At 71.2% G+C, this 16,918-nt stretch carries 9 protein-coding genes; 6 read left to right on the top strand and 3 right to left on the bottom strand.

The genetic code is table 11. The features are described 5' to 3' along the window. The 3 genes from ACIQOV_RS03495 to ACIQOV_RS03485 all read right to left on the bottom strand — a co-directional run. On the bottom strand, positions 1-990 hold a 990-nt coding region (locus ACIQOV_RS03495; RefSeq protein ID WP_401044367.1), incomplete at its 3' end, for an acyl-CoA dehydrogenase family protein. Positions 991-1,066: 76 nt separating this feature from the next. Then, positions 1,067-2,140 (bottom strand): pyridoxal-phosphate dependent enzyme, encoded by a 1,074-nt coding sequence (locus tag ACIQOV_RS03490; RefSeq protein WP_401044365.1) that lies wholly within the window; start codon positions 2,138-2,140, stop codon positions 1,067-1,069. Between the two features lie 277 nt (positions 2,141-2,417). Beyond that, positions 2,418-3,341 carry a TauD/TfdA dioxygenase family protein gene (locus ACIQOV_RS03485; RefSeq protein ID WP_401044362.1) on the bottom strand — a complete coding sequence of 308 codons (924 nt, stop codon included), beginning with the start codon at positions 3,339-3,341 and terminating at the stop codon, positions 2,418-2,420. A gap of 266 nt (positions 3,342-3,607) precedes the next feature. Between ACIQOV_RS03485 and ACIQOV_RS03480 the strand changes: the two genes are divergently transcribed. The 6 genes from ACIQOV_RS03480 to ACIQOV_RS03455 all read left to right on the top strand — a co-directional run. Next, positions 3,608-3,871, top strand: coding sequence for an acyl carrier protein (locus ACIQOV_RS03480; protein WP_401044359.1), 264 nt, complete (start codon positions 3,608-3,610; stop codon positions 3,869-3,871). Between the two features lie 328 nt (positions 3,872-4,199). Next, on the top strand, positions 4,200-6,191 hold the full coding sequence (locus ACIQOV_RS03475) for a carbamoyltransferase C-terminal domain-containing protein (RefSeq protein WP_401044357.1): 1,992 nt from the start codon (positions 4,200-4,202) through the stop codon (positions 6,189-6,191). A 270-nt stretch (positions 6,192-6,461) separates the two neighbouring features. Further along, positions 6,462-7,070 (top strand): class I SAM-dependent methyltransferase, encoded by a 609-nt coding sequence (locus ACIQOV_RS03470; protein WP_401044355.1) that lies wholly within the window; start codon positions 6,462-6,464, stop codon positions 7,068-7,070. A gap of 65 nt (positions 7,071-7,135) precedes the next feature. After that, positions 7,136-9,676: an amino acid adenylation domain-containing protein gene (locus ACIQOV_RS03465; protein WP_401044353.1), complete on the top strand. Its 2,541-nt coding sequence runs from the start codon at positions 7,136-7,138 to the stop codon at positions 9,674-9,676. Beyond that, on the top strand, positions 9,669-14,285 hold the full coding sequence (locus ACIQOV_RS03460) for an SDR family NAD(P)-dependent oxidoreductase (protein ID WP_401044350.1): 4,617 nt from the start codon (positions 9,669-9,671) through the stop codon (positions 14,283-14,285). The genes ACIQOV_RS03465 and ACIQOV_RS03460 overlap by 8 nt, the downstream gene beginning before the upstream one ends. Further along, positions 14,285-16,918 (top strand): type I polyketide synthase (locus tag ACIQOV_RS03455; protein ID WP_401044347.1); only part of this gene is annotated, 2,634 nt, incomplete at its 3' end. The genes ACIQOV_RS03460 and ACIQOV_RS03455, both read left to right, overlap by 1 nt.

Here is a 16,918-nt window from a genome sequence, read left to right as displayed (position 1 = left end):
GTCGGCGGCCGCCTTGACGGCGATCGTCGAGGTCCGGTACTTCGCCAGCAGGGTGTGGTTGACGGACTCCGTCTCCCCCCGCTCCTTGCTCACCCCGGCGTGGTAACAGAGCAGCCGGGCCGTGATGGTGTCGGTGAGCATGTCGGCCAGCAGCTGCTGGACCAGCTGGTGGTTGCGGATCTCGGTGCCGTACTGGGTGCGGCGGCCGGCGTACTCCGTCGAGGCCTCCAGACAGGTCTGAGCCAGACCGACCGAGCCCCAGGCGGTGCTGTAGCGGCCGAGGTCGAGGGCGCTGGAGGCGACGAAGGTGAGGCCGAGGCCGGGACGCCCGACCAGGTTGGCGGCCGGGATCCGGCAGTCGTCGAAGGTGATCCGGCCGAGCATCGAGCCGCGCAGGCCGAGCAGGCCCTCGATCGGCTCCACCGACAGGCCGGGAGTGTCCCGCTCCACCAGGAAGGCGGTGTGCTGCCCGTCGAACGTGGCGAAGACCAGGAAGAGGTCCGCGATCTGAGCGAAGCTGATCCACTTCTTGGTGCCGCGCAGGACGACATCGGCGCCGTCGGCCGTCGCCGTGGTCCCGACGGCGGCGGCGTCACTGCCGACGTCCGGCTCGGTCAGGGCGAAGGCCGCCAGCGTTCGGCCCGAGGTGATCCGGGGGAGCCACCGCTGCTTCTGCTCCTCCGTTCCCCACTTGTGGATCGAGTGGGCGACCATGTCCTCCACGGCCACGAGGTTACGGATCGACTGGCAGCCTCGGCCCAGTTCCTCGGTGAGCAGTCCGTATTCGACCCAGTCCATGCCGAGGCCGCCGAACTCCTTCGGGACGGGCGCGCCAAGGTAGCCCTGCCCGGCCAGGTCGGCGACGATCTCCCGGGAGACCACTTGCTCGCGGTCGCAGCGGTCCGCCTGCGGGACCAGGACACGGTCGGCGAAGGCACGGAACTCGGCGTGGCGCTCGGCCTGCTGCGGGGTGAGGTGACTGAGTATCAACGCATTCCTTGCGAACGTGGGGGCGGGCGCATCACTCCGGTGGGAGCGGTGGCATCCGGCTCGGAGAGGGGGAGGCTCAGCCGGCGGTGGCGGCGGCGAGGGCCGGTGCGGCGTCGGCGGCGGTGTACCGCTCACGGCCGGTCAGGTTGACCAGGACGACCTGGTCCGGGGTGATCCGCCGGGCCGCGGCCTCGTTGCGCAGCGCGGCAATGGTCGCGGCCGAGGAGTGACAGACGTCCAGCCCCTCCAGCTCGCGGAGCATCGTACGGGCTTGGACCAGTTCGTCCTGGCTCACCGAGACGATGGAGCCACCACTCTCGGTGGCGATGTCCCGCATGTAGGGATAGGTGGCCCGGCCGTCGCCGAGCAGGATGGCCCGGGCCAGACCTGTCGGGTGCTCGATGACGTCGTCCTCGGTGAGCTCGGCCCGTCCCTCCCGCCAGGCCACGGCCATCGGCGCGCAGGTGTCCTGCTGGACCATCACGAAGCGGGGCGAGGAGGTGAGCCGGCCGCAGGCGAGGTACTCTGCCACGCCCTTGCGGACGGCCATCATCCCCATGCCGCTGCTGATGGCCTGGACGACGACGTCGGGCTTGTCGTCCATGGCGTCGAAGGCTTCCAGGTAGGTGAGCTTCAGGCCCTCGCGACGGGCCCAGTTGAAGAACCCGCCCTCCCAGACCAGCCCCTTCCGGGCTGCGAACTCCTGGGCCGCCCGGGTGGCTTGTGCGTAGGTGCCGTCCACCACGGTGAGGGACACCCGGTCGCCGGTCTCGATGTCGTGGTCGCCGGTGAAGTCACGGCCGCAGAAGAAGTGTGCCCGCATCGAGTGGTCCTTCTGCACGGCGCGGGCCAGGGCGGTGGAGCTGTTCCCGGTGCTGGAGGCGACGAACTCCTTGATCCCGAACTGCCGGAACACGGCCAGGACCACGGAGGCCAGCCGGTCCTTGGTGGTCCCGGTCGGCTGCTGGGACTCGTCCTTCACCCAGAGGCGGGGCAGACCGATGACCGCTCCGAGGCGCGAGGCCGGACGGCAGGGGGTCCGCACACTGATGTCGGCGTCGAGTAAGTGCTCGGATTCGACCGGAAGGAAGTCCAGGTAGGTCAGCTCAGGCCGGCCACCGTCACGCTCGGCGACGTTCTCCAGGTTCATCCTGGGATCGAGCGCACCCGAACACCGGGGACATCGGAGCCGGAATTCCGGATCGGATTCCCAGCCGCAGTCGACGCATAACAGGCGGTACTTGGGTGACGCTTCGGCTTTTGCACAGTGGTCGACGACCGGCATTTTGCTTTTCCCCCACAGAAGTTACCGGAGAATGGACCGACTGGCCCGAATCTATGCCGGAGCCACGATGCCAGTACATCTACATATGACCGAGTTGACCTGCATGGACCACCTGATCGCCGTGGCGTCACGGCGCGGCCTCTCAGGCCAGCGCTTCGCACCGCTCTCCCATGAGGGCACGCGACACGAAGCCGTCGGGCCCGCGGGGCACGTCGCCGACGACGGTGGTGCGGTGCACGATCCGCTCCTCCTGGAACATCAGGCCGTCCACCGGACCGGCATGGGCCACGGCGCGGTTGTCCCACATGACGAGGGTGTCCTGCTCCCAGCGGACCCGGGCGTGGATCTCGTCCCGCCCGGCGAGCTCGTCGAGAAGGAAGTCCAGCAGGGCCGCGCTCTCGCGGGGCTTGAGACCGCGGATGGCCTGGAGGAAGACGGCGCTGACGAGCAGGCTGCGCGCACCGGTCTCGGGGTGCACCCGCACCAGCGGGTGCACGGCCGCGAAGGGGCCGGCCGGCTTGCCGTCGAAGCGGGGCGCCGCCGCCGGGACGTGTCGGGAGTGTATCGCCTGCAAGGTGTCGACGTACCCCCGGAGGGAAGACGACAACCCTTCGTAGAGCGCTTCCAGATTGGCGAAGAGAGTGTCGCCGCCGACCGGTGGAATCTCGACACCGCGCAGAATGGTGATGGCGTTCGGATTGACCACGAAGGTGCTGTCGACATGCCACTCGGTCCGCAGGCGTCGCGGTGTCGTTCCCTTCAGCGGATGACTGAGGCCGGCCTCGGCCTCGACCAGCGCCCGTCGCTCCTCCGACAGTGCGGTCCGCAACACGGCGGGGGCTTCGCTCAGACCGTTCACGATGGGATGTGCCGCAGTGGCACCACCCAGAGCATTGGTGAGTTCAACCTGTTGCGCGTCACTCATCGGCTGATTCCGGAAAACGAGAACTTTGTGACGCACCAGGGCCTCGCGAAGGCGGGCCACTACGGCCGGCGACAGCTCCGCCGCGAGATCGACGCCTTCCACCTCCGCGCCAGTGATAGGCGTGAGAGGCCGAAAAGTCATTTCTGACACCAGATCCCCCAGCGGTGTGTGCCTGTGCGATCAAACGTCGGCCACCCTACCCCAGGGCACCCACGTCCTGTCGAGCCTTCGACCAGGGAAAGCGCGCCGACTTGACAAACTGTTGCTTTACTACGCCCGTTTCACACCAATCTCGCCCACCTGACCCAACGCTACACAATCTGGACATCAACCATCTCCCAAGCAAAAAAAGAGACTTGACGATGTCTCAGCAACACCATAGGGTCAATTACCTGGATAGGCCTCGAATGCAAGAGATCTGGGAACACAAAATGTCGAACGCACAGTCCGACGACTTGATGTCGGTGATTTCCGAAGTATTCGCCCCCCTTGAAGTCGCGCTGGACAGCACTTTCGACGACCTCGGAGCCACCTCCGTGTCGCTGCTCCGCCTGATGGTCTCGATCCAGAGCACGTTCGACGTCGATCTGGACGTCGTCGACATGTTCACCGTGGCCAACGTCGGTGAACTGGTCCAGCTCGTCGAGGAGCGGGTCCCCGCTTCGAAGTAGTCCCGCCACGGACGGACCCGAGCGATCCCGTCGCTCGCCCCGGGGCCGGCGCACACACATGAGGACGCGGGGTCGGAGTCCGTCCCCGCCGTCCCCGTCCCGAGGCCTCGCAGAAGGTCGAAGTCCCCGTGCAGGCCGCCGCCGGAGCTCCGGCTCGAGGCCCGATCGCACCCGACCGGGACAGTCTGTCGCACCTGACGTCGCCGGTGGACACCGACGCCCGGCCGAGCCGGCCCTGGCAGCCTCGCGACCGCCTGCGCGGGCCGTTTACCAGGACCGTCCGGCCCGAAGAGCCAGCAGCCACTGTCCGACCGCCGAAAGAGACATCGTGACCGCGTACCCAGCCGCGAAGTACTTCCTGTCGAGCTACATCTCCCCGCCCGGCGGCTTATCCGTCATCGCACCGCGCCATGACCAGAACATCGCGCTCTGGCGCAGTCACGACTCGCGGGTCGAACTCGTCAGAGTATGGGAGCTCGAGCGCGTCAGCGGACAGAAGCACCACTTCTGGCCGCTCTTCACCGTCGACCGCTACAACAAGGTGCTGACCGAACTGCTCGCGGCCGAGGGGCTCTCCCCGGAGGACGTGAGCCTGTCCTGGGGCACGCCCGGCCTGCCGCACCACGCCGACATCAAGCTGCCGGCGGGCACCGAGGACTTCCCGGTCCACAGCCTCGCCCACCTCTACAGCGGACTGCTCCTCGACTCCGAGGTGTTCCGCAGCGAGACCATCATCGGACTGGCCCTGGACGGCCGGCCCGACTTCGGCCTCGACCGGACGGGCAAGAAGTACTGGTACACCGGCTGCGTGTCGGCCAAGGGCGACGTCGACTTCGCTCCGGTCGAATCCCCGGCCCCGATTTACGACGCCGCGTCATCGGAGTTCGGCAGGGAGCCGGGCACCCTGATGGCCCTGGCGTCGGCCTGCCCCACCGAAATCGCCTTCGACACCGAGGCGGCGGTGCGGGAGCTGGAGCTGTTCGGAGGCCGACGAGTACCGCTGGTGGACACGCTTCCCTTCGTCCAGGCCGTGATTCGTGCGGCCGAGTCCCAGTTGCCGTCCATGGAGCTGGACAGCCGCTTCACCCACCAGGAGCACCTGCAGTCCGCGGTCATGAAGATCGTCCAGACGGCCTGCGAGCTCGTCATGGTGCGCAACGTCGACCGGCTGCTCGAGTCGGCAGGGGTGGACCCGCGCCAGGCGTACCTCTCCCTGAGCGGGGGCTTCGCCCTCAACTGTCCGACCAACTCCTTCCTCCTGCGCCGCTACGGGTTCAAGGGCCTGCTCACTCCGCCGAGCGCGAACGACTCCGGCCAGTCCCTCGGGATCGGCCTCCTCGGCCTCCTCGGCGAGGGACTGCTCCCGGGCGGTGGTTTCCGGCTCACGTCCGCCTACCACGGCTCCGAGCTCACCGACGTCGAGAGCGCGCTGCAGCACTTCGACGACTTCATCGAGGACGTCGAGGAATTCACCGAGGCCCGGTTCGTCGAGGATCTCTCCACCGGACCGCTGGTGTGGGCGGACGGAGCGGCCGAGATCGGTCCGCGCGCCCTGGGCCACCGGAGCATCCTCGCCGATCCCCGCTCACCCCGGTCGAAGGAGCTGCTGAACGACTGGAAGAGCCGACAGTGGTGGCGCCCCGTGGCCCCGATCGTCCTGGAGGAGTACAGCGGCGAGTGGTTCGAGGACCCCTGGCCCTCGCCCTACATGCTCGAGACGGCGTACGTGACCGAGTCCAAGCGCCGGCTGGTCCCGGCCATCCTCCATCTCGACGATTCGGCCCGGCGTCAGACCCTGTCCGCCGAGACCAACCCCCTGCTCCACCGGGCGATCGAAGCGTTCCGGCAAGCCACGGGGGTGCCGATGGTGTGCAACACCTCCCTGAACGACAAGGGTGAGCCGGTGGTGGACACGGCGGCCCAGGCCCTGAACTTCGCCATCCGCAAGGGCGCTGCCGTCGCCTACATCGCGGGCCGCCGCGTCCGGTTGCGCACGGAGGCCGCCGGCCGGAGCCCGGTTCCCACGCGTCGGCACGATCGTCGCGAGGAGCTCTTCGCGGGCCAGGAGCAGGACCGCGACGCGATCTGGGAGTCCTGGGCCGAGTCGGGCTACACCACCGCGGCCATGGTCCTGATGTCCCGCTCCCCCGAGCTGCGCGATCAGACGTTGGCGAAGCCCACCGTGGTCAACCAACTGGCCGAGGTCGCGAGCGCCCGCGACGCGAGCGGCACGCTGGCCCTCGCCGCGGCGAAGCACGCCCGGATGTTCGGCCCGGACGCCGTCTTCGACACCGAGTCCCAGGAAGGCGCGGCTTTCTGATGTGACATCAGTTCCCGTGCTCCGGGACGGGACGGATGTCACGCACGCACCGCCGGCTCCCAGGGTTCTCCCGGTCCGGAGGGTGACGGGGAACCGGGTGCCGCGCCCGCGGAAACCCTGGAACGGCCCTCCGGACCGTCCGCCATCCGCCGCCCGACGGCCCTGGTCCGGCGGCGTCCCGCGCGCGCCCGGCACTCTCCCAACAGCCACCGTCCGGACGGCCGTGCCGTCATGACCGGCTTCGCTCCAGCAGTACGGAGGATCAACGCAGTGAACACGAAATCGCTCTGGGCGCACACCTCTGACATGGCTCACATGGGCGAGGAGTCCCGGGCCGGGCACCCCTCGCACGCGGTCGTGACCGAGCGGATCGCGGCACTGCACGGCGAGGAACCGTTCGAACTGCTCGACTGCGGTGTCATCTCCGGGGTCACCTACCGCCACCTGCTGACGGCGGGCCTGGAGGTCGACTACACCGGCATCGACATCAACGAGGCCGCCATCGACGACTGCCGCGGGCTGCACCCCGAGGCGCGGTGGGAGCAGATGAGCGTCACCGACCTCACCTTCCCCGAAGGCTCGTTCGACGTGGTGAACTGCCGGCACGTGCTGGAGAGCCTGCCGTACTACGAGACCGCCGTCCGCGAACTGTTCCGGGTCTCCCGCCGCACCGTGGTGATCTGCATGTTCCAGGTGCCGCGGGAGACCGAGGTGCTGCTGCGGCGCGAGACGGCCGACGGCTACATCTGGCTCAACCGCTACGCCGCCGGCCCGTTCGAGGCGCTGCTGCACTCGCTCTCGGAGACGGTCGAGATCATCGACGTCCCCGCCGACCACCGCCGCAACCAGGTCTATCTCTGCACCAAGCGATCCGCGTAGCCGTGGCCCGTTCCGGCGAGACGGGTGACGTACGTCCTGCCCCCAGACTCCTCGAGGCAACCCTCATGACACTGCGCCACCCCGCACCTCCCGTGCCCGGCCCCGATGCCGAAGGGCGCCCCGCCGAGCTGCCCGCCGCCCCGGAGCTCCCGTTGGACCGGACGCCTCCGGCCCGGCGCGACCACCGGGCCGGCTCGGTCCCCCTCGTCGTCCCCGCCGGGGCGACCGCCGCCCTGCGGCACCTGGGTGAAGCCTGCGGAGGAGGGCTCCCGGCGGCGGCCTTCGCCCTCCACCTGGCCCTGCTGCACCGGTACGGCGGACAGACCGAGCTCGCGGTCGGGGTGACCAACGGCGCCGGGGTGACCACGCCGGTCCGCGTCGAGGCCGGCGGGAGCTTCCGGGACCTGGTCCGGCGGGCAGGCGCCGCGCTGGCGGCGGCCGAAGAGGTCCGCACCGACGCGGCCGTCCACCTCTGGCCGGGTTTCTCCTTCCGGCCGGAACCGCGCGTCGCCCCCGAGACCACCCACTGCGACCTGGATCTCCAACTCTGCTACGTCGACGGCGAACTGACCGGTCAGCTGGTGTTCGCCACCGACGTCCTCGACCCGGCCACCGCCCGCCGCGCGGTGGACCACCTGCTGCGCCTGCTCGAAGGCGCGACGGCCGATCCGGACCGGTCGGTGGCCGAGCTGCCCCTGCTCACCGCCGGGGAGGAACGCGTCATCGAGGCGCTGAACAGCGTCCCGGGCGAGCCGACGGACGTGGGCTTCCACCGGCTCTTCGAGGAGCAGGCCGCCCGCACCCCCGGGGCGATCGCCGTCCGTTCCGAGGGCGCCGCCCTCAGCTACCGCGAACTCAACTCCCGGGCCAACCAGTTGGCCCACCTGCTGCGGGAGAGCGGGGTCGGCCCCGAGGTGACGGTGGGCCTCTGCGCCGATCGCGACGTACGGCTGATGGTGGCCGTGCTCGGCATCCTCAAGGCCGGCGGCGCGTACGTACCGGTGGACCCGAACGACCCGGTCGAGCGGCGGGACGGCATCCTCGCGGACGCGGCCGTGCGGATCGTGGTGGCGACGGCCCCGCTCGACACCGGACACCGGGTGGTCGAGCTCGACGCCGGGCTGACCGTGCTGGCCGGCCGGCCGGACGAGGACCCGCCGGCCGGGCACTCGGCCCCGGGGGACGCCGCGTACCTGCTCTACACCTCCGGCTCCACCGGCAAGCCCAAGGGCGTGGTGATCGAGCACCGCCAGCTCGTCGGCTACACCCGCGCCGTCGTCCGGCGGCTCGGCATCGACGGGCCGCTCAGCTACGCGATGGTGCAGCCGCTGACGGTGGACTCCAGCGTCACGGCCTTCGCCCCGCCGCTGTGCACGGGCGGCGAGGTCCAGCTGATCTCCCGTGACGTCGCGCTGGACGCGGAGAGACTGGCCGACTGGGTGCAGACCCGGGGGGTCGACTGCCTGAAGATCGCGCCCTCCCACCTCCGGGCCCTCCAGACCTCGCCGCGCTTCGCCGAGCTCCTGCCGCGCCGCCTGCTGGTCATCGGCGGCGAGGCCTCCGACTGGCACTGGCTGCGCGCCCTCCAGCGCCTCGTCCCGCACTGCCGGGTCTTCAACCACTACGGTCCGACCGAGACCACCGTCGGTGTGCTGACCCTCGCCGTGGCCGACCACCCGGAAGCGGAGTGGGAGACCGCGCCGATCGGCGTTCCGCTCCCGGGCACCCGGGCCCACGTGGTGGACCCCGCGGGCCGTCCCACACCCGTCGGCGTCGCCGGAGAGCTGCTGATCGGCGGCGACAACCTCGCCCGCGGCTACCACCTCCGGGACGACCTCACCGCGGCGGCCTTCGTCCCGGACACCCTCGGCGGCGGGCCGGGCTCCCGCCTCTACCGCACCGGCGACATCGTCCGCCGCCTGGCCGACGGGACGATCGCCTTCCTCGGCCGGCGCGACGACCAGATCAAGGTCCGCGGCTTCCGGGTCGCCCTGGGCGAGATCGAGGCCGGCCTGAAGAGCCACCCCGAGGTGCGCCACGCCATCGCCGTCGTCCGCGAGGACGTCCCCGGCGACCGCCGGGTGGTCGCCTACATCGAGCCGCACGGCCCCGGGTTCAGCACCGCCGGGCTGGAGCGCCACCTGCGGGAGCGGCTCTCCCCGCACATGGTGCCGCAGGCGATGGTGACGCTGGACCGGCTGCCGCTCTCCGGGCACGGCAAGGTCGACCGCGGCAGGCTGCCCCGGCCCGCCGAACCCGCCACCGCGCCGCTGCCACCACGGAACGAACTGGAACGACTGGTGGCGCAGGTGTGGCAGGAGGTCCTCCACACCGAGGCGGTCGGCACCGACCAGAACTTCTTCGACATCGGCGGGCACTCCCTGCTCATGGTCGGGCTGCACCACCGGCTCCGGGCGACGACCGGCCGGGAGGTCGACCTGCTCGACCTGTTCCAGCACACCACCGTCCGGGCCCAGGCCGAGCTGCTCTCGCAGCAGAGGCAGGGGGTGGCACCGGCCGCCACCCGCGGCAGGAGCGCCCAGCAGAACGCCCTGCTGAAGCGCCGCCAGCAGCAGCTGCAAGCGAAGCGAGGTCACCATGAGTGAGTACTCCCCCGAGCTCGACCCCACCGCGGACGCCGAGCTGGACTCCGAACAGGCCGACGGCTTCTCCGAGTTCGACGACAGTCTGGACATCGCCATCGTCGGCATGGCCGGCCGCTTCCCCGGCGCCCGGACGGTCGAGGAGTACTGGAGCAACCTCAAGGCGGGCGTCTGCTCCGTCACCCGCTTCGAGGACGAGGAGCTCGCCGCCCGGGGCGTGGACGCCGCCACCCTGGCCGACCCGAACTTCGTCGGCGCGGGCTACCCGCTGGCGGACAGCGAGAAGTTCGACGCCGCCTTCTTCGGCTACTCCCCGCGCGAGGCCGAACTCATGGACCCGCAGCACCGGGTCCTGCTCGAATGCGCCTGGGCCGCCCTGGAGAGTTCCGGATACGACACCGATCGGCAGGACGGCCCGGTCGGCGTCTACGCGGGCGCGGGCAACAACACCTACCTGCTCTTCAACATCGCCTCCCAGCCCGGCGCCGCGCAGATCCTCGGCGACAAGCAGACGGTGATCGGCAACCGGCCGGACTTCCTCGCCAGCCGGGTCTCCTACAAGCTCGGTCTGGAGGGCCCCGCCCTCAACATCCAGTCCGCCTGCTCCACGTCACTGGTCGCCGTGGTCGAGGCGTGCCAGGCGCTGCTGGCCTACCAGTGCGACACCGCACTGGCCGGCGGCGTCGCCGTCGACGGGACCAGGAGCAAGGGCTACGTCTACCGCCCGGACGGCATCTTCTCGCCGGACGGCTACTGCCGCACCTTCGACGCCCGCGCCCAGGGGACGGTGGGCGGCGACGGCGTCGGGATGGTGGTGCTCAAGCGCCTCAAGGACGCGATCACCGACAACGACCACATCCACGCGGTCATCAAGGGCTCCGCGCTGAACAACGACGGCTCCCGCCGGGCCGGCTTCAGCGCGCCCAGCGCCGCCACCCAGTCCGCCGTCATCTCCACCGCGCTGGCGAACGCGGACGTGCCGGCCGAGAGCATCGGCTACATCGAGCTGCACGGGACGGCCACCATCCTGGGCGACCCGATCGAGTTCTCCGCACTCGCCTCGGCCTACTCCGGGGTCGGGGAGCGCAGGTGCGCCCTCGGCTCCGCCAAGACCAACATCGGCCACCTCGACTCGGCCGCCGGGGTCGCCGGCCTGATCAAGACCGTGCTGGCGGTGGAGCACGGGCAGCTGCCGCCCACCCTGCACTTCGAGCGGCCCAACCCGCGGATCGACCTGGCCGGCAGCCCGTTCTACGTCAACACCGAGCTGCTGCCCTGGCCCGAGGGCGACGGCCCGCGCCGCGCCGGGGTCAGCTCCTTCGGCCTCGGCGGCACCAACGCCCACGTCATCCTCGAACAGGCCCCGGAGCTGCCGCGCGAATCCCGGCAGGCCGACGGCGCCGAGCAGCTGCTGGTGCTCTCCGCGAAGAGCCCGGAGGCCCTGGAGGCGGCCACCGACCAGCTGCACGACCACCTCCGGGCGCACCGCGAACTCCCGCTGGCCGATGTCGCGTTCACCCTCCAGCAGGGCCGCCGGGCGTTCCCGTACCGACGGATGCTGGTGGCCGGCGGCACCGAGGAGGCGCTGGCGGCGCTCGACGCCCGCGACGACGGTCGGCTGCTCACCGCGACCGCGCCCGAGGCCCCGCACCGGCCGGTGGCCTTCATGTTCACCGGCTTCGGCTCCCAGTTCCCCGGCATGGCGCGCGAACTCTACGCCCAGGAGCCGGAGTTCAGGGCGGCGATGGACGAGTGCGCCGGACTGCTGGAGCCGCTGCTCGGCACGGACATCCGCGAACTCGTGTTCACCGTCGACGAGTCCGCGGACGCCGCCCCCGGGCAGCTCTTCGACTTCAGCAGGCTGCTGCTCCAGCCGGAGCGCAGCGAGCACCCGCTGGACCAGCCACGCCTCGGCTACCCCGCGGTGTTCGCCCTCGAGTACGCCCTGGTCAAGCTCTGGGCCGCCTGGGGGGTCGAGCCCGAGGTGATGATCGGTCACAGCCTGGGCGAGTACGTCGCGGCCTGTGCAGCCGGGGTCTTCTCGCTGCCCGACGCCCTGCGCCTGGTCGCGGAACGCGCCCGGCTGATCGAGGAGCAGGGCGAGGGCGCGATGCTCGCCGTGCCGCTCTCCGAGGAGGCCGTCGCACGGTACACCGACGCGGAGGTCTGCCTCGCCGCGATCAACGGCCCGCAGACCTGCGTGCTCTCCGGCACCGTCGAGGGCATCGAGCGGGTGGCCGGCGAACTGCTGGCCGCCGACATCGCCACCCGCCGGCTGACCACCCGCTTCGCCTTCCACTCCCCGATGATGGACCCGGTCGTCGAGCGCTACGCCGAACTGGTCCGCTCGGTCCGGCTGAACGCCCCGGCCGTGCCGTTCGTCTCCAACCTGACCGGCACCTGGATCACCGACGACGAGGCCACCAGCCCCGAGTACTGGGCCCGGCACGTGCGGGAGAGCGTGCGGTTCGCGGACGGCCTGGCCACCCTGTGGTCCGTCCCGGACATCGCGATCGTCGAGATCGGCCCCGCGCCGGCCCTGACCCCCGGGGCCATCCAGCACCCCGCCGCCGCCGGCACCGACCGGGTCGTCCTCCCGTCCCTCCCCGGCGCCTTCCTCGGGCAGAGCGACCGCACCGCACTCCTGCGGGCCGCCGGACGCCTCTGGCTCGCCGGCCGGGAGCGCCCCTTCCCGGCCACGCCCGGCGCCCGGCGGGTCCCGCTCCCCTCCTACCCCTTCGAGCGGCGCACCTACTGGCTCGAACCCGGCACCGCCCAGCCCGGCAGCGGCTCGGCCCAGCAGCGGCGCGGCGACCTGCCCCAGTGGTTCTACACGCCGTCCTGGCAGCGGCTGGCCGGCGCACCGCAGCCCGCCGAGGTCGGCCTGGCCGACGAGCGCTGGCTCGTCTTCGCGGACGGGACCGGTGTCGGCCACCACCTCGCCGACCGCCTCGAAGGTCTCGGCGCCACCGTGCGCACGGTCTCACGGGGAGCCGGGTGGCACCGCAAGAGCGAGCGCGAGTACGTCCTCGACCCCGCCCGGCCGGAGCACTTCGGCCGACTCGCCGAGGCGCTGCGCGCCGAGGGGCCGCTGCCCGGTCGGGTGGTGCACTGCTGGAGCGTCGGCGACGACGCCGACCGGGCCACGGCGCCCGAGGACGTCCGGGCCCTGCTGCACCGCTCCTTCGACAGCCTGGTCCACTGGGTCCAGGCCACCGAGGCCGAGCTGATGACACGGCAGCAGCGCTGGGACGTGCTGTCCTCCGAGGTGCACGCCGTCCTCGGGGACGAGCCGCTCTGCCCGCCGAAGGCCACCGTCCAGGGCCTGTGCAAGGTGCTGCCGCAGGAGTACCCCTCGCTCAGCTGCGTCCACTTCGACCTGCGCCCCGAAGGCCCGCAGGCCGTACCCGGGCTGGTCGACCAGCTGCTGGCCGACCTCGCCGCCCCGCCCGCCGAGCGCACCATCGCGCTGCGCGGTCGGCACCGCTGGGCGCCGACGTACGTGACCGGCGCGCCGCGCCCGCGGGGTGGGTCCCCGGTCCGCCCCGGCGGGGTGTACCTGGTCACCGGCGGCCTCGGGAAGATCGGCCTGCTGATGGCCCGTGCCCTCGCCGACCGGGCCGAGGTGCGCCTGGTGCTGCTCGGACGGACGGGTCTGCCGCCCCGGGAGAGCTGGGCCGATCCGCAGCACCCGGAAGCGGTCCGGTCCGCGATCCGTGCCGTCCAGGAGATCGAGGCGCTCGGCTCCGAGGTGCTGGTGACCGCCACGGACGTCTCCGACCGCACGGCCATGCTCGCCCTGAAGGAGCGCGTCCTGCGGGAGTTCGGCCCGATCGACGGCGTGCTGCACTGTGCCGGCACCACCGGTACGGCGGCCCACCGGGAGGTCGCGGTCCTGGGTGCGGAGGAGGCCTCCTGGCACTTCGGCCCCAAGCTCTACGGCACGCAGGTGCTGCACGAGGTACTGGCCGACCAGCAGGTGGACTTCGCCGTCATCTGCTCCTCGATCGCCTCGCTGCTCGGCGGGCTCGGCTTCGGGGCGTACGCCGCCGCGAACGCCGCGCTCGACGCCTTCGCCCAGCGGCACCACAGCACCTCCCTGCCCTGGACCAGCGTCAACTGGGAGGCCTGGCACTTCTCCCAGGAGGACCGAGCGAATTCCGAACTCGGCGCGGCAGTACGCGAGTTGGCACTCACCCCGGCCGAGGGCCGACAGGTGTTCGACGCCCTGCTCGACGCGGTTCCCCAAGCGCAGATCATCACCTCCACCGGTGATCTGACGCTGCGTCAGGAACTGTGGGCCGACCCGGTGGCCGAGGCGCCGGCCCCGGCCGCACGGCACGAACGCCCCAACCTGCGCAACCCGTTCGTCGCCCCGAACGGCGAGACCGAACACCGGGTGGCGGAGATCTGGCAGGAGCTGCTCGGCCTGGAGAGCGTCGGCGTCCAGGACAACTTCTTCGAACTGGGCGGTAGTTCACTGCTCGGCCTGCAGGTCGTCCACCGACTGCGTCAGGGGCTGGCGGTGGCCGTACCGCTGACCATCGTCTACGAGGGCCCCACCGTACGCACCCTCGGCGCGCTCATCGACAACCTCCGGGCGGCGCGGTGATGGCGGCGCGCGGCGGTGTCGCGATCATCGGGATGGCGGGACGCTTCCCCGGCGCGGGGGACCTGACCGAGTTCTGGTCGAACCTGCGCGACGGCGTCGAGTCGATCGTCGCCCTGACCGACGAGGAGCTGACGGCGGCCGGGGTGCCGCCCGAAGTCTTCGGGCAGCCGAACTATGTCAAGGCCGCGCCCGCCTTCGCCGGCAGCGACCTGTTCGATGCGGAGTTCTTCGGGTACACCGCCCGCGAGGCCGAGGTGATGGACCCGCAGCACCGGCTCTTCCTGGAGACGGCCTGGGCGGCGCTGGAGCACGCCGGCTACGACGCCGCCCGGTACGAGGGCAGCATCGGTGTCTTCGGTGGCGCGGGGGCCAACCGCTACGTCCAGCACGTCTACTCGCACCAGCAGATCGTGGACACCCTGGGCCAGACCCAGATCCTGGTGGCCAACGAACTCGCCTTCCTGGCCTCCCGGGTGTCGTACAAGCTGGACCTGAAGGGCCCCGCGGTCTCGCTGCGCGCCGCCTGCTCGACCGCGCTGGTCGCCGCCCACACCGCCTGCCGGAGCCTGCTCGCCGGGGAGTGCGACCTCGCCCTGGCGGGTGGCGTCCACGTCGACCCGAACCCGGGCAGCGGCTACCTGCACCAGGACGGGTCCTTCGTGTCCCCGGACGGGCACGTCCGCCCGTTCGACGCGGACGCCCGGGGCACGGTCTTCGGGACGGGTGTCGGTCTGGTCACGCTGAAGCGGCTGGAGGAGGCGCTGGCCGACGGCGACACCGTCCACGCCGTGATCAGGGGCTCGGCGATCAACAACGACGGCGCGGTGAAGGTCGGTTTCACCGCCCCGAGCGTCACCGGCCAGGCCGCGGTCATCTCCGCCGCGCTCGCCGGCGCGGGCCTCGCACCCACGGACATCGACTACGTCGAGGCGCACGGCACGGGCACCTCGCTGGGCGACCCGATCGAGGTGCAGGCGTTGTCACGGGCGTTCGGCGACACCGGGTCCTGGGCCCTCGGCTCGGTCAAGGGGAACGTCGGCCACCTCGACGCCGCCGCCGGCATCTCGGGCCTGCTCAAGACCACGCTCGCGCTCAAACACGAACTCCTCCCCGCCTCGCTGAACTACACCCGCGGCAACCCCGACATCGACTTCGCCAACAGCCCGTTCCACGTGCAAGCGGAATCGACTCCCTGGCCACGCACCGAGAACCACGTCCGCCGCGCCGGAATCAGCGCCTTCGGCTTCGGCGGCAGCAACGCCCACCTCATCCTCGAAGAGGCTCCGGCCGTCGAAGCCTCCCCCGCCGGCACACGCCCCACCGAAACACTCATCCTGTCCGCCCGAACCCCGCAAGCACTCGAAGAAGCCACCGACCGACTGGCCGCCCACCTGCGCCACGAACAGCCCAACCTCGCCGACGCCGCCCACACCCTGGCCACCGGCCGCCGCACCTTCCCCCACCGCCGCACCGTCACCGGCACCACCCCCGACACCATCGCCACCGCCCTGGAGACCCGCGACCCCGCCCACGTCACCACCAGCCACACCACCCGCGAGACCGCACCGTTGGTCTTCCTCTTCAGCGGCCAGGGCTCCCAGCACCCCGGCATGGCCCACGACCTCTACCAGCACGAGCCCGTCTTCCGCACCTGCGTCGACGAATGCGCCGAACTCCTCGCACCACACCTCGGCGAGGACATCCGCGAGGTGATCTTCACCCAGGACCCCCGACTCGACCAGACCCAGTGGGCCCAACCCGCCCTCTTCGTCATCGAATACGCCCTCACCCGGCTCTGGCACTCCTGGGGCATCACCCCCACCGCCATGCTCGGCCACAGCCTCGGCGAATGGACCGCCGCCTGCCTCGCCGGCGTCTTCACCCTCCCCGACGCCCTCCGCCTCGTCGCCCTCCGCGGCCGCCTCATGCAGGCCCAGGCCCCCGGCGCCATGCTCAATGTGATGGCCGACCGCACCACCGTCGAAGCCGCCCTCCCCCACACCCTCTCCCTCGCCGCCCACAACGGCCCCCGCGACTGCGTCGTCTCCGGCCCCCACAACGCCATCCAGGCCTTCACCACCCTCGCCGAAGAACACGGCTGGCCCACCCAACCCGTCACCACCTCCCACGCCTTCCACTCCCCCCTGATGGAACCGGCGATCACGGAATTCACCACCGCCGTCGCAGACGTGCCCCGCCAGACACCGAACACCCCCTTCATCTCCAACACCACCGGCACCTGGATCACCGACCAACAAGCCACCGACCCCGCCTACTGGGGCCACCACATCCGCGCCACCGTCGAATACACCACCGGCATCCGCACCACCACCACCGAACCAGGCACCACCCTCCTCGAAATCGGCCCCGGCCAGACCCTCACCAGCCTCGCCCGCCGCACCCTCACCAACACCGCCACCCAGGCCACCACCCTCGCCTCCCTCCCCCACAAACGCGACCCCCGCACCCCCTCCGAAACCATCCAACGCACCCTCACCACCCTCTGGCTCACCGGCACCACACCCGACTGGACCACCTACCACACCCACCAACAACGCCGCCGCATCCCCCTCCCCACCTACCCCTTCCAACACAAGCGCTACTGGCTCGAACCCCAGATCCCGCAGGCGGCG

This window comes from Kitasatospora sp. NPDC091257, from assembly GCF_044757675.1.
Taxonomy (GTDB): Bacteria; Actinomycetota; Actinomycetes; order Streptomycetales; family Streptomycetaceae; genus Kitasatospora; species Kitasatospora lactacystinica.
Note: the sequence above shows the minus strand (reverse complement) of the source record. Positions and strands in the feature narration are given on the sequence as shown.